The 14,809-nt window shown below is 69.1% G+C and carries 10 protein-coding genes; 9 read left to right on the top strand and 1 reads right to left on the bottom strand.

The features are described 5' to 3' along the window. Window positions 1–461 precede the first annotated feature (461 nt). The 9 genes from kdpF (at window position 462) to smc (ending at window position 13,151) form a co-directional block, all read left to right on the top strand. Window positions 462–563, top strand: a complete 102-nt coding sequence (kdpF, locus tag ACLJPX_RS41675; RefSeq protein ID WP_020630647.1) for a K(+)-transporting ATPase subunit F — start codon at window positions 462–464, stop codon at window positions 561–563. Then, complete coding sequence (gene kdpA / locus ACLJPX_RS41670) at window positions 563–2,233, top strand: potassium-transporting ATPase subunit KdpA (RefSeq protein ID WP_410605693.1); 1,671 nt, start codon at window positions 563–565, stop codon at window positions 2,231–2,233. The genes kdpF and kdpA overlap by 1 nt, the downstream gene beginning before the upstream one ends. Then, a complete protein-coding gene (gene kdpB, locus ACLJPX_RS41665; RefSeq protein ID WP_410605692.1) occupies window positions 2,230–4,323 on the top strand; it encodes a potassium-transporting ATPase subunit KdpB in 2,094 nt (697 codons plus the stop codon). The genes kdpA and kdpB overlap by 4 nt, the downstream gene beginning before the upstream one ends. 4 nt (window positions 4,324–4,327) lie before the next feature. Then, window positions 4,328–4,939: a potassium-transporting ATPase subunit C gene (locus ACLJPX_RS41660; RefSeq protein WP_410605691.1), complete on the top strand. Its 612-nt coding sequence runs from the start codon at window positions 4,328–4,330 to the stop codon at window positions 4,937–4,939. 5 nt (window positions 4,940–4,944) lie between these two features. Beyond that, complete coding sequence (locus ACLJPX_RS41655; protein ID WP_410605690.1) at window positions 4,945–7,530, top strand: DUF4118 domain-containing protein; 2,586 nt, start codon at window positions 4,945–4,947, stop codon at window positions 7,528–7,530. Further along, complete coding sequence (locus tag ACLJPX_RS41650; protein WP_101609698.1) at window positions 7,527–8,228, top strand: response regulator; 702 nt, start codon at window positions 7,527–7,529, stop codon at window positions 8,226–8,228. Before ACLJPX_RS41655 ends, ACLJPX_RS41650 begins: the two co-directional genes overlap by 4 nt. 112 nt (window positions 8,229–8,340) lie before the next feature. Next, on the top strand, window positions 8,341–8,886 hold the full coding sequence (locus tag ACLJPX_RS41645) for a hypothetical protein (protein ID WP_410605689.1): 546 nt from the start codon (window positions 8,341–8,343) through the stop codon (window positions 8,884–8,886). A gap of 287 nt (window positions 8,887–9,173) precedes the next feature. Then, window positions 9,174–9,461, top strand: a complete 288-nt coding sequence (locus ACLJPX_RS41640; RefSeq protein WP_410605688.1) for an acylphosphatase — start codon at window positions 9,174–9,176, stop codon at window positions 9,459–9,461. Between the two features lie 90 nt (window positions 9,462–9,551). Next, the gene (gene smc, locus ACLJPX_RS41635; RefSeq protein ID WP_410605687.1) at window positions 9,552–13,151 is read left to right on the top strand and encodes a chromosome segregation protein SMC; all 3,600 of its coding nucleotides are present in this window, start codon (window positions 9,552–9,554) and stop codon (window positions 13,149–13,151) included. A gap of 68 nt (window positions 13,152–13,219) precedes the next feature. Here the strand turns inward: smc and ACLJPX_RS41630 are convergent, their stop codons facing one another. After that, window positions 13,220–14,803: a sodium:solute symporter gene (locus ACLJPX_RS41630; protein WP_410605686.1), complete on the bottom strand. Its 1,584-nt coding sequence runs from the start codon at window positions 14,801–14,803 to the stop codon at window positions 13,220–13,222. Window positions 14,804–14,809 lie beyond the last annotated feature (6 nt).

Raw genomic sequence — 14,809 nt, 5'->3', positions numbered from 1 at the left:
CCAGGTGCCCGAGTCGTCAGGACCACGGCACGCCATGGTCTCGGTCATCGCGTCGACGACCTCCCGGCGCTGAGTCAGATCCGTGTCGAAGGAGACCCACCCTGCGATTCCGCACATCGCTACCTCCTGGTGATTAGTTAGCACATACAACTATCCGTAACACTGGTGTAACACGCATCGACCGGCTTGTCTGCCCGAATTGCACGCTCCGTCCGCAGTGCGTCACCGTCTGTGGGACAGGTCACCGGGCATCAAGAAGTCGTAAAGGCACCCGATCGGGGCATCAAGAGGCCGTCAGGCAGAGGTCTCGAAGGCCCGTAACCAGCGCACTGTTGCGGGGTCCTGGTCACCGATGGGGTGACCTGTCCTGAGAGGTGCCTAGTGGCCGACTTGCTCTACGCCGTGCTCCTGATCGGCGTATTCGTGGTTCTCGCTCTGACCCTGCGCGGTCTGGAGAAGCTGTGACCGGCACGGGAACCGTGGCCAACGTCGTCGGCGGACTGCTGGCGCTGGGGCTGATCGTCTATTTGTTCATCGCACTGGTCAGGCCGGAGAAATTCTGATGTCAGACGTCATGGCCGGCCTCTTGCAGGCCGGCCTCCTCCTCGTCGCGCTCGCGGTGGCCTACCGGCCACTCGGCGATTACATGGCGCGCGTCTTCACTGTGTCTTCGATCGAGAAGCACACCAAGGCCGAACGCGGCCTGTACCGCCTCTTCCGGGTGAACCCCGGATCGGAACAGCACTGGAAGACCTACGCGTCGGCCGTGATCGGCTTCTCGTTCGTCTCCGTCGTCTTCCTGTACCTGCTTCAGCGGTTGCAGTCGATCCTGCCGTGGAGCCTCGGCAAGGAACCGGTCTCGCCGGCGGTCGCCTTCAACACCGCCGTCAGCTTCGTGACCAACACGAACTGGCAGTCCTACAGCCCCGAAGCGACCATGGGTCACTTCGTCCAGATGGCCGGGCTGACCGTGCAGAACTTCCTGTCCGCCGCCGTGGGCCTTTCGGTCGCCGTCGCGGTCGTCCGCGGGTTCGTCCGCGCGAAGACCGACCGCCTCGGCAACTTCTGGGTGGACCTGACCCGCGGCACGGTCCGGATCCTGCTGCCGATCGCGTTCGTGGCCGCGATCGCACTGATCGCGCTCGGCGTCGTCCAGAGCCTCAAGAGCGGTGTCGACGTCCTCAACCCCGACGGTAGCACCAGCAAGATCGCCTTGGCGCCCGCCGCGAGTCAGGAAGCCATCAAGGAACTCGGCACCAACGGCGGCGGCATCTTCAACGCCAACTCCGCCCACCCGTTCGAGAACCCCAACGCCTGGACCAACCTGATCGAGATCTTCCTGATCCTGGTCATCCCGGTCTCGCTGACCCGGACGTTCGGCAAGCTCGTCGGCAACACCAAACAGGGCTACGTCCTGCTCTCGGTGATGGCCACGCTGTTCACCGCGATGCTCACGGTGACCTGGCTGTCCGAAGCCCACGCGAGCGGTCCCGCGTCCTTGGCCGCCGGGGCGAACCTGGAAGGCAAGGAACAGCGGTTCGGCATCGGCCTGAGCTCGCTGTTCGCCACCGCGACCACCGGCACGTCGACCGGCGCGGTCAACGGCGCGCACGACAGCTACAGCGGGCTCGGCGGCGGCGGGGTCCTGCTCAACATGCTGCTGGGCGAGATCTCGCCGGGCGGGGTGGGCACCGGTCTTTACGGCATCCTGGTGATGGCCGTGATCGCGATGTTCCTCGCCGGGCTGATGGTCGGCCGGACCCCGGAGTACCTGGGCAAGAAGCTCGGCAAACGCGAGGTCACCTGCGCGGCCGTCGCCATGCTGGCGATGCCGACCGTGGTCCTGCTCGGCTCCGGTATCGCGCTCACGCTGGCCGACACCCCGGCCGCCATGACGAACTCGGGCGCGCACGGCCTCTCCGAGGTCCTGTATGCCTACGCGTCGGCGGGCAACAACAACGGCAGCGCGTTCGGCGGGCTCACCGTGACGAACGACTGGTTCCAGTCCTCGCTGTCGGTGGCGATGCTGCTCGGCCGGTTCATCCCGATCATCGCCGTGCTGTGCCTGGCCGGATCCCTTGCCTCGCAACGGAAGGTCCCGGAGACCGCGGGCACGTTGCCCACCACCGGACCGCTCTTCGGCACGATGCTCGCGGGCACGATCGTGCTCGTCGCGGCCCTCACCTTCATCCCGGCGCTCGCGCTCGGGCCCATCGCAGAGGCACTCGCATGACCATGACACAGGAACGCACTCCCGAGGAGACTTCCCAGCACCACGCGGAGAACAGCGGCCGGGTCGGTGTCGGGATCTTCAGCCCCCGGCAACTCCTGACCTCACTCCCGGAGGCGTTGCGCAAGCTGAACCCCAAGCACCAGCTGGCCAACCCGGTCATGTTCGTGGTGTGGATCGGCTCGGCGCTGACGACGGTCTTCGCCGTCACCGACCCGAGCGTGTTCACCATCCTCATCACGATCTGGCTGTGGTTCACCGTCCTGTTCGCGAACCTCGCCGAGGCCGTCGCGGAGGGCCGGGGCAAGGCGCAGGCGGAAACCCTGCGGCGCAGCAAGAAGGAGACCATCGCGCGCCGCCTCACCGAGGACGGCGACGAGGAGAACGTGCCGGGTGCCGACCTGCGCGTCGGCGACCTCGTGGTCGTCGAGGCCGGTCAGGTCATCCCGGGTGACGGCGACGTCGTCGAGGGCATCGCGACCGTCGACGAATCGGCCATCACCGGCGAATCGGCCCCGGTCATCCGCGAATCGGGCGGCGACCGGTGCGCGGTCACCGGCGGCACCACGGTGCTCTCGGACCGCGTCGTCGTGAAGATCACCACCAAACCCGGCGAGTCCTTTGTGGACCGCATGATCGCCTTGGTGGAAGGCGCTTCCCGGCAGAAGACGCCGAACGAGATCGCGCTGACGATCCTGCTCTCGACGCTCACGATCATCTTCCTGCTCGCCGTCGTGGCGCTGCAGCCGATGGCGGGCTACTCCGGCAGCCAGCAGTCCGTGATCGTCCTGACCGCGTTGCTGGTCTGCCTGATCCCGACCACGATCGGCGCGCTGCTGTCCGCGATCGGCATCGCGGGGATGGACAGGCTGGTACAGCGCAACGTGCTCGCGACGAGCGGCCGCGCGGTCGAGGCCGCCGGCGACGTCTCGACGCTGCTGCTGGACAAGACCGGCACGATCACCTTCGGCAACCGCAAGGCCACCGAGCTGGTCCCGGTCGGAACGTCCACTCCGGACGACATCGCCAAGGCGGCGAGGCTGTCCAGTCTCGCCGACGGCACGCCGGAGGGCCGCAGCATCGTCGAACTCGTCGCGAGGGAGCACGGGCTCCCGGAGACGGCGTCCGACGACGAGAAGCTCGCGGACTTCGTCGAGTTCACCGCGCAGACGCGGATGAGCGGTATCGACATCGGTGAGCGTCAGGTCCGCAAGGGGGCCACCGCCTCCGTCCGGGCGTGGGTCCGCGAACGCGGCGGCGACATGCCGGACGAGACCGAACGGGTCGTCGACGAGATCAGCCAGCAGGGCGGGACCCCGCTGGTGGTCGCGGAGTACGACGGCGCGAAAGCGTTCGTGCGCGGCGTGATCCGGCTGTCCGATGTGGTCAAACCCGGGATGAAGGAGCGGTTCGTCCAGCTCCGCGCGATGGGCATCAAGACCGTGATGATCACCGGGGACAACCCGCTGACCGCCAAGGCCATCGCGCAGGACGCGGGTGTCGACGACTACCTCGCCGAGGCCAAGCCCGAAGACAAGATGGCGCTGATCAAGAAGGAGCAGGAGGGCGGGCGGCTGGTCGCGATGACCGGTGACGGCACCAACGACGCGCCCGCGCTGGCGCAGTCCGACGTCGGCGTCGCGATGAACACCGGGACCTCCGCCGCCAAGGAGGCGGGGAACATGGTGGACCTCGACTCCGACCCGACGAAGCTGATCGAGATCGTGGAGATCGGCAAGCAGCTGCTGATCACCCGCGGCGCGCTGACCACGTTCAGCGTCGCCAACGACCTCGCGAAGTACTTCGCCATCCTGCCCGCGATGTTCACCGGCATCTTCGCCCAGCTCGGCGCGCTCAACGTCATGCAGCTCGCGACGCCGAAGTCGGCGATCCTGTCGGCGGTCATCTTCAACGCCCTGATCATCGTCGGGCTGATCCCGCTCGCGCTGCGCGGCGTCCGGTACAAGCCGTCCTCGGCTTCGGCGCTGCTGCGCCGGAACCTGCTGGTCTACGGCCTCGGCGGCATCGTCAGCCCGTTCCTCGGGATCTGGCTGATCGACCTGCTCGTCCGTCTCATCCCTGGAATCGGGTAATCCCATGAACGCACTGTTGAAGCAGACCCTCGCCGGGCTGCGTGTCCTGCTCGTCTTCACGGTCCTGCTGGGCGTCGTCTACCCGTTGGGAGTGTGGGCGGTCTCCCGGATCCCCGGCCTCCAAGGCAACGCCGAAGGCTCGATCATCACCCAGAACGGGCAGGCCGTCGGCTCGTCCCTGATCGGCGTCGACCCGGTCGCGGCCGACCCGGCCAAGGACCCCTGGTTCCACAACCGGCCGTCGGCGGGCTCGAAGGACGCCCTCGGCCCCGGCGACCCGTCGTCGTCCGGCGCGTCGAACAAGGGCCCGTACAACGAGGACCTGGTCGCCGCGATCGGGGAACGCAAGAAGCTCATCGCCGCCCGCGAGGGGGTCCAGGAGTCGCAGGTGCCCGCCGACGCAGTGACGACGTCGGGATCGGGGATGGATCCGGCGATCAGCGTCGCCTACGCGGACCTGCAGGTCGCCCGTGTGGCGCGGAACACCGGCCTCTCCGAGGAGAAGGTCCGGCAGCTCGTGGCGGAGAACACGAGCGGCGCCGGGATCGGTGCGCCGGGGGTCACTGTGCTGAAGGTCAACTTGGCCGTGCGCGACGCGGCCGGAGGAGCACACTGACAGACGTGGACGAGAACACGACCAAGCCGCGCCGGGGCGAGCTGAGGATCTACCTCGGCGCCGCCCCGGGCGTCGGCAAGACCTTCGCGATGCTCGGCGAGGCGCGACGCCGCCTCGACCGGGGCACCGACGTGGTCATCGGCCTGGTCGAGGCCCACGGGCGCAAGAAGACCGCGGAACTCGTCGAGGGGCTCGAGACCGTGCCTCGCCGCCGGTCCGAGCACCGGGACCACGAGTTCGAGGAGATGGACCTCGACGCGCTGCTCGCCCGCGCGCCCGAGGTCGCCGTCGTGGACGAACTCGCGCACACCAACGTGCCGGGTTCACGCAACGAGAAGCGCTGGCAGGACATCGACGAACTGCTCGCCGCCGGGATCGACGTCCTCTCCACGGTGAACGTACAGCACCTGCAGAGCCTCAACGACGTCGTCGAGCGGATCACCGGCGTCACCCAGCAGGAGACGGTGCCCGACGAGGTCGTGCGGCGGGCCGAGCAGCTGGAGCTGGTCGACATCACGCCCGAGGCGCTGCGGCGGCGCCTCGCGCACGGCAACGTCTACCCCGCCGAGCGGATCGACGCGGCGCTGGGCAACTACTTCCGCCCCGGCAACCTCACCGCCCTGCGGGAGCTCGCGTTGCTGTGGGTCGCCGACCAGGTCGACGTCGCCCTCCAGCGATACCGGGCCGAGCAGAAGATCACCGACACGTGGGAAGCACGCGAACGGGTGGTCGTGTCCATCACCGGCGGCCCGGAGAGCGAGACGCTGATCCGCCGCGCGAGCCGGATCGCGAACCGCGCGGGCGCCGAACTGCAGGTGCTGCACATCCTGCGCGGGGACGGGCTGGCCGGGATGGGGCCGACGGCGGTCGGCAAGTACCGGAAGCTGACCGAAGAGGTCGGCGCGACCTTCCACACCGTCGTCGGCGACGACGTGCCGACGGCGCTGCTCGACTTCGCGCAGGGGGTGAACGCGACCCAGCTGGTCGTGGGCACGTCACGGCGTTCGCGGGTGGCGAGGCTGTTCGACGAGGGCATCGGCGCGGCCGTGGTCCAGCGGTCCGGGCCGATCGACGTCCACATGGTCACGCACGCCCAGGCGGGCGGACGGTTGCGCGCCCGGTTCACCCGAAGCCCGCTGACACCGTCGCGACGGCTGTCGGGCTGGGCGCTCGCGCTGGTGCTCCCGGCACTGGCGACCCTGCTCGGGGTGCTGCTGCGGGACCAGCTGGACTTCTCCACCGACGTGGTCGACTACGTGCTCGCGACGGTGCTGGTCGCGCTGGTGGGCGGGCTCGGTCCCGCGCTGCTGGCGGCGGTGCTCTCGGCCGGGCTGCTGAACTTCTTCTTCACACCGCCGCTGTACAACCTGACCGTCCACGAACCGCGCAACGTGATCACCCTGGTCGCGATGGTGCTGGTGGCGATCCTCGTCGCGGCCGTCGTCGACACCGCCGCGAGGCGGGCCACCCAGGCCGCGCGGGCGCGGACCGAGGCGGCGCTGCTCGCCTCCTACGCGCGCACCGTGCTCACCCACACCAACCCGATCGAGCGGCTGCTGGAGAAGGTCCGCGAGAACTTCGGGATGACTTCGGTGACCCTGCTGGAAAAGCGGGACGGGAAGTGGAAACGGGTGGCGAGCGCCGGCACGGATCCCTGCGCCGACCCGGATCAGGCCGACGCCGACATCGCGGTCACCGCCGACGTCCACCTGACGCTGCGGGGACGCGCGCTGCCCGCTTCGGACCGGGGAGTGCTGGAAGCCGTCGCCGGGCAGGCGCTGCTCGCGCTGCGGCAGCAGCGGACGGCGAAGGCGGCCGTCCGCGCCGAACGCAAGGCCGAGGCGACCGAACTGCGCACGGCGTTGCTGTCGGCCGTGGGACACGACCTCCGCACGCCGCTGACGTCCATCAAGGCGTCCATCGGCAGCCTGCGCGCGACCGACATCTCACTGTCCGAAGAGGACACGGACGAACTGCTGGAAGCGATCGAGGAGTCGGCGGACCGGCTCGCCGGGCTGATCGACAACCTGCTCGACTCCTCCCGGCTGGCGACCGGCGCGGTCCGCCCGCATCTGCGCCCGGTCGGCTTCGACGAGGTCGTCTCGCACGCCCTGTCCAATGTGGACAACTCGGATTCGGTCGTGGTCGCGATCGACGCGCGGCTGCCGTCGGTCTGCGCCGATCCCGGCCTGCTGGAACGGGTGGTGGCGAACGTGATCGACAACGCGCTGCGGCACGGCGTCTCCGGCGAACCGGTGGCCGCGCGCGCCAGCACGCATTCGGAGCACGTCGAACTGCGCATCATCGACCACGGCAAGGGGCTCAAGAAGGGCACCGCGGACTCGGCTTTCGCGCCCTTCCAACGGCTCGGGGGAGACCGGGACAACGTGCCCGGCGTGGGACTGGGGCTGTCGGTCGCCAAGGGGTTCACCGAGGCGATGGGCGGGCGGATCCGGGCGGAGGACACGCCCGGCGGCGGGCTCACCGTCGTCATCTCGCTGCCCGCATATGTTGGTCAGGATCCCGAAAAGAACCTCCTCGCTTTCGACGACGAGGCTCTCGACAACGAAGAGGGGGAACGGGTGCGATGAACGCAGAAACCGCGTCGGCGACCGTTCTGGTCGTCGACGACGAACCGCAGATCGTGCGAGCCCTGCGGATCAACCTGTCGGCCCGCGGCTACAAGGTGATCACCGCGCACGACGGGACGGCCGCGCTGAAGGCCGTCGCCGAGACCAAACCCGACGTCGTCGTGCTCGACCTCGGCCTGCCCGATCTCGACGGCACCGAAGTGATCGCCGGGCTCCGCGGCTGGACGACGGTGCCGATCATCGTGCTGTCCGCGCGCGGCGATTCGGCCGACAAGGTGCAGGCCCTCGACGCCGGCGCCGACGACTACGTCACCAAACCCTTCGGCATGGACGAGCTCCTGGCGCGCCTGCGCGCGGCGGTGCGGCGTTCGGCGGCGTCCAGTGTGGACGGTGCGGACGCGGTGGTGGACACGGGATCGTTCCGCATCGACCTGGCGGCCAAGAAGGTGCGCCGCGACGGCAAGGAAGTGCACCTCACCAAAACCGAATGGGGCGTGCTGGAACTGCTGGTGCGCAACCGGGGACGGCTGGTGGCGCAGAAGCAGCTGCTGCACGAGGTGTGGGGTCCTTCGTACGAGACCGAGTCGCACTACCTGCGGGTGTACCTGGCGCAGCTGCGGCGGAAGCTGGAACCGGAACCCTCGCGGCCGCGGCACCTGCTGACGGAACCGGGGATGGGGTACCGGTTCGAGATGTGAGCGCGGTTTTCGTCCGGTCCCGGATGCTATGAAAGGCCCGTTACTTGCAAAATTTGCAAGTAACGGGCCTTTCATAGCGTGTGGTGAGGCCTACCGAGCCGCGCTCGTGGACGTGTCGGTACCGGAGGTACTGGACCGGCCCGAGGTCGACTCGCTCGGGGCGCCGCTCGTGCTGGAACCGCCGCCGGGCGGGCTTTCGCCCGTGGTGGTCGTGGTGGGCGGCGTTGTCGGCGGGGTGGTCGACGTGTTCGGAGTCGTCCCCGGCGTCGTCGGCTTCGTCGTCGGCGGCTTGGTGGGAGGCGTCGTCGGTGGCAGTACGGTGTGCGGTGGCTCGCCGCCGCCCGGGTTCGGGTTCGGCGGCACCACCGGGGGCGGGGTGACGACGCTGGTCGTCTCCTTGCCGTCCGGGCCGACCGACGTCACCGTGGTCGGCGGCGGGGTGGAGCTGGAGGCCGCGCCGGGGACCGGCGAGCCGCTGACGGTCATCGGGCCGCCGGGGACGGCGTTGCCCGGGACCAGCTGCACACCGGCGGGCGTGCCCTGCCCGCCGGGGACGCCGGTGCCGCCCGCGGTGGCCGAGACGCCGGGGCCCGCCAGTTCGGCGATCGCGGCGAAGGCCGTCGCCACCACGAGGCCGCTGACGCCGAGTACGGCGTAGCCGGCGCGGTTGAGCTTGCCGGTGGCGCCGCGCGGGGGTGCCACGGACACGCGTGCGCTCGAATCAGACCCGTCGGGACGGGGCATGTGCTGGCTCCTCGGATGGGGGACTTCGGGGAGTTGAAACGGCTGATGAGAGAAACAGCGCGCCGTCTCCGGCTACCCGGGCGAGGTAGCCCAAAGTGGGGACCCGGCGCGGAGATTATCACCGCCGCCTCACCGTCTGCGAACGACGGCGAACGTTGTGTTCACCCTCCGCGTTCATTCGGATGGTGCACGATAGGGATCGTGAGTGAGGAAGAAACGCACATCAGGCTGACAGCGTGGGTGCACGGCCGGGTCCAGGGTGTCGGTTTCCGCTGGTGGACCCGCAGCCGGGCGCTTGAGCTGGGGCTGGTGGGCAGCGCGGGCAATCTGGCCGACGGCCGTGTCGAGGTGGTAGCGGAGGGTGTCCGTGAACACTGTGAGCGGCTTTTGATCGCTCTACGGTCGGGAGAATCACCCGGTAGTGTGGATCGCGTCGTTGAGCGCTGGTCGCCGGCGAAAAGCGGGATCCGCGGGTTCGTGGAGCGCTGAAGCCCCCGCGTCCCACGATCACCCTGAGCGCACAGGTAGCCTGGCCCGATTGAACGACCGGTTCCCGCAGCCTAGAGGGGTCAGCACGACGTGCACCTGAAGAGCCTGACGCTCAAGGGCTTCAAGTCCTTCGCCTCGGCGACGACGTTGCGTTTCGAGCCGGGCATCACCTGTGTGGTCGGGCCGAACGGCTCCGGCAAGTCGAACGTCCTCGACGCGCTCCGCTGGGTCATGGGCACCCAGGGCGCGAAGGACCTGCGCGGCGGCAAGATGGAGGACGTCATCTTCGCCGGGACCGCCGGCCGCGCCCCGCTCGGGCGCGCCGAGGTCACGCTCACCATCGACAACGCCGACGGCGCGCTGCCCATCGAGTACTCCGAGGTCTCGATCACCCGCCGGATGTTCCGCGACGGCGCGAGCGAGTACGAGATCAACGGCGACCGCTGCCGTCTGATGGACGTCCAAGAGCTGCTGTCGGACTCCGGTATCGGCCGCGAGATGCACGTCATCGTCGGGCAGGGGCAGCTTTCGGCGATCCTCGAATCCAAGCCCGAGGAGCGCCGCGCCTTCATCGAAGAGGCCGCCGGCGTCCTCAAGCACCGCAAGCGCAAGGAACAGACCCTGCGCAAGCTCGCGAACATGCAGGGCAACCTCGACCGGCTCGGCGACCTCACCACCGAGCTCCGCCGCCAGCTCAAACCGCTGGGCAAACAGGCCGAGATCGCCCGCAAGGCGCAGTGGGTGCAGTCCGAACTGCGCGACGCCCGGCTGCGGCTGTTCGCCCACGACCTGGTCACCCAGCGCTCGGGCCTCGCGAAGGAAGAGGCCGACGAGCGGGTCGCCCGTCAGCGCCGGACCGAGGTCGAGCAGGCGCTGGAGATCGTCGCCGCCGAGGAAGCCGAACTCGAGGCCTCGCTCGCCGAGGACGCGCCGCGCCTGGCCGCGGCCCAGGAGACTTGGTACAAGCTTTCCGCGCTGACCGAGCGGTTGCGCGGCACCGTGCGGCTCGCGCTGGAGCGTCAGCGGCACCTGTCGTCCGACGTGCAGCAGGCGAGCACCGGCCGCGACCCCGACGAACTGCTCGCCGAGGCCGAGCACGTCGCCGAGCAGGAGCAGGAGCTCAACGAGGCCGTCGCCGAGGCACGCATGGTGCTTTCGGAGACCGTCCAGAAGCGTGAGCAGCTCGAACACCTCGTCCAGGCCGCCGAGCGCGCGCACATGGCCGCCGTCCGCGCCATCGCCGACAGGCGGGAAGGGCTGGCGAAGCTCGCCGGGCAGGTCGAGGCGCTGCGCAGCAAGAACGGCGCCACCTCCGACGAGATCGACAGGCTCACCGTGTCGCTCGAAGAGGCCGCCGAGCGCGCGGAGATCGCCGTCGAGGAACTCGAAGAAGCCAAGGCCGAGGGCGGCGTCGAGGAATCCGACGACGTCGACCTCCAGGCCCACCACGACCGCACGGTGGAGGCCAACAACGCCGCGAAGGCGCGGGTCGAGGAACTGGTCAAGGCCGAGCGGACCGCCGAGCGCGAGATCGCGTCGGAGAAGGCCCGCGTCGAGGCGCTGTCGATGGGCTTGCGCCGCAAGGACGGCGCCGGGGCGCTGCTCGGCGCGCAGCACGAACTGCCGGGGCTGCTCGGCTCGGTGGCCGCGCTGCTCACCGTCGAAGCGGGCCACGAGGTCGCGCTGGCCGCGGCGCTCGGCCCGGTCGCCGACGCGGTCGCGGTCAACGGCGGCGCCGACGCGCTCGCCGCGTTGAAGTTCTTGAAGGACAACGACTCCGGTCGCGCGGGCATTCTGCTCGGCGGGCTCGAGTCCGTTGTGGACACCAGCGGTTGGCCGTCGCTGCCCCAGGGCGCGCGCTGGGCACGCGAAGTGGTTTCGGCGCCGCCCGCGCTGCGCTCCGCCGTCGAGCACGCGCTCGACCGGGTGGCCATTGTGGACGGTCTGGAGTCCGCGCGGCGGCTCGTCGAGGTGTATCCCGAGGTCAGCACGGTCACGCCCGAGGGCGATGTCTTCGGCGCCCGCTGGGCTGTCGGTGGTTCCGCGCGCAGTGAGAGCGTCATCGAAGTCCAGGCCGCCGTCGACGAGGCGGGCGACCGGCTGCACGCCGCCGAACGCGCGCTGGAACGCGCAGCCGCGGAACTCGAAGGCGCCCGCGCCGGACAGCAGGCCCGGCGCGAAGAGGTCGGCAGGGCCAAGGACGCGCTCGGGGACGCGAAGGTCCGCAAGGCCCGCTCGTCCGAGCGCTTGAACCGGATGCAGCAGGCCGCGCGTGCCGCGCAGGCCGAGATGGACCGGCTGAGCAACCAGCGCGCCAAGGTCGAGCAGAGCCGCGAAGAGGCGCTGCGGCAGCTCGCCGAACTCGAAGAGCGGCTGGCCGCCGTCGCCGACCAGGAGATCGACGAGGATCCGGACACCGCCGAGCGCGATCAGGCCGCCGAAGACCTCGGCACGGTCCGCCAGGAGGAGATGGAGTCCCGGCTCGCGCTGCGCACCGCAGAGGAGCGCGCGCGGAGCATCCAGGGCAAGGCCGAATCGCTCCGCCGTGCCGCGCACGCCGAGCGGCAGGCCCGTGAACGCGCCGAAAAGTCCAGGGCGGCCAGGAAACGCGGCGCCGAGATCGCCAACGCGGTGGTCAACGGCGGCGAGATCGCGCTGGAGCGCATCGAGGTCTCCGTGCAGCGCGCCGCCCACGAGCGGGACGAGGCGCAGGCACAGCGGCAGTCGCGGGAGACCGCGCTGACCCAGGTCCGCAGCAAGGTCCGCGAGCTGACCGGCGAACTGGAGAAGCTCACCGACGCCGTGCACCGCGACGAGGTGCTGCGCGCCGAGCAGCGGTTGCGCCTGGAACAGCTCGAGACCAAGATCGCCGAGGACTTCGGCATCGGCCTCGAGGACCTCGTCTCCGAGTACGGCCCGGACATCCCCGTGCCGCCGAGCGCGGGGGAGATGGCCGAGTACGAGGCCGCCAAGGAACGCGGCGAAGACGTCACCCAGCCGCCGCCGATGCCGTTCGACCGTGACACCCAGGCCCGCCGGGCGAAGCGCGCGGAGAAGGACCTCAGCCTGCTGGGCAAGGTCAACCCGCTGGCGCTGGAAGAGTTCGCGGCGCTGGAGGAGCGGTACAAGTTCCTCTCGACCCAGCTCGAAGACCTCAAGGACACCCGCAAGGACCTCGAAGCCGTCATCAAGCAGGTCGACGAGAAGATCCTCGAGGTCTTCGAGTCGGCGTACGAGGACGTCGCGCGCGAGTTCGAGACCGTGTTCAGCGTGCTGTTCCCGGGCGGCGAGGGGCGCATGGTGCTCACGCAGCCCAACGACCTGCTCTCCACCGGCGTCGACGTCGAAGCGCGCCCGCCGGGCAAGAAGGTCAAGCGGCTCTCGCTGCTCTCCGGTGGCGAGAAGTCGCTCGTCGCCGTCGGCATGCTGGTGGCGATCTTCCGCGCCCGGCCTTCGCCCTTCTACGTCATGGACGAGGTCGAGGCCGCGCTCGACGACACCAACATGCGACGGCTGATCGGGCTGCTGGAGCAGCTGCGGGACTCTTCGCAGCTGATCATCATCACCCACCAGAAGCCGACCATGGAGATCGCCGACGCCCTGTACGGCGTTTCGATGCAGGGCGACGGCATCACCAAGGTGATCTCGCAGCGGCTCCGTACCTCGGAAGAGGACCCGGTTCCTGCCTAGCGGGTGAGATGAAAGGCCCGTTACTTGCAAAATTTGCAAGTAACGGGCCTTTCATAGCATTCCGGGGCCTAAACCGAAGAGGGTTCCTTCACGTCCTCTTCGGCGAGCGGGTCCGCGCTGCTGTGCCGCAGCGAGAGCAACCCGCCCACCACGAGCGTGATCACCACTCCGCACAGCGTGTACCAGGGCCAGGCCAGCGCCACCGTGTTCCCCGACGCCTTGCTGAAGTCGACCCCGATCAGGCTGCCGTCCGGCTTGTTGAACTTGACGCCGAGGATGATGAACGCCATCACGACCACCGTCGACACGAACGCCACGATCGCGTCCACCTGCCTGGCCCGCTTGAACAACAGGCCCAAGAGGAACGCGCCGAGCAGCGCGCCGTAGGTGTAGCCGGTGATGCCGAGCGCCTGCACCACGATCGGATCGGCCGAGGTCTTGTTGGAGGAGGCGAAGAAACCCGCGCACAGGATCAGCGCGCCCGCCCAGACGATCGTCCAGATCCGGCCGTGCCGCAGCCTGTCGGCTTCGGGCAGCTGCCTGCCGATCACCCGTTCGTAGACGTCGGTCACCGTGGACGAGGCCAGCGCGCCGAGCGACGAACTCAGTGCGGCGGCGAGGATCCCGGCGATCACGAAGCCCGACAGCCCGCTCGGCAGATCGTTGACGATGAAGTTCGCGAACAGTTCGTCCTTGTTGGCCAGCCCGAGGCCCTCCGGCTTCGGCTTGGTCGGGTTCAGGCCGTTGTACAGCGCCCACAGCAGCACGCCGATGAACAGGAACAGCGCGAACTGGATGAACACCACGAAACCGCTGGCGACCAAGGCCTTCCGCGCGGCGCGCAGGTCGTTGGTGGACTGCAGGCGTTGCACGATCAGCTGGTCCGAGCCGTGCGAGGCCATCGAGAGCACCGCGCCGCCGATCACCGCGGTGAAGAACGCGTACTGCCCGGTGAGCATGTTCGAGGAGAAGTCGAAGATCTGGAACTTGTTGGCGTCGACGGCCTTGCCGAACCAGCCGTCGGGCAGCCTGCTGGAGATCGCCCAGATCACCACGACCGCGCCGAGGATGTACCAGAGCATCTGGATCGCGTCGACCCAGACGACCGCGCGGACCCCGCCGAAGAAGCTGTAGAGCACCATGGCGATCCCGAGCCCGATCACGATGGTCCAGTACGAGACGGTCAGGCCGTAGGCCGCCATCACCACCTTGATCGGGATCGCGGTGGCGAACAGCCGGATGCCGTCGGCCAGTGTGCGGGTGAGCAGGAAGGTCACCGACGCGGTGCCCTGCAGTCCGCTGCCGAACCGTTTGCCCAGGAAGGCGTACGCGGTGACCAGGTTGCCCGCCACGTAGCGCGGCAACAGCACCATCGACACCACGATCCGGCCCGCGATGTAGCCGATCGCCAGTGCGAGGTACGTCATCCCGCCGTCGCCGGGGGCGGCGATGTAGGCCACCGTCGGCACGGAAAGCACGGTGAGGGTGGAAGTCTCCGCGGAGACCACCGAAAGGCAGGCCACCCACCAGGAGATCTTGCCTTCGCCGACGAAGTAGTCCGAGCCGGATTTCTGTTTACCGCCGATCCAGACGCCCAGCAGGGGCATGCCGACCAGAAAAAGCCCGATGATCGCGAGGTCAAGTGCGCGCATCCGTAT

The organism is Amycolatopsis sp. lyj-90, assembly GCF_046549035.1.
GTDB lineage: Bacteria > Actinomycetota > Actinomycetes > Mycobacteriales > Pseudonocardiaceae > Amycolatopsis.
This window is presented reverse-complemented; position numbering and strand designations above follow the sequence as displayed.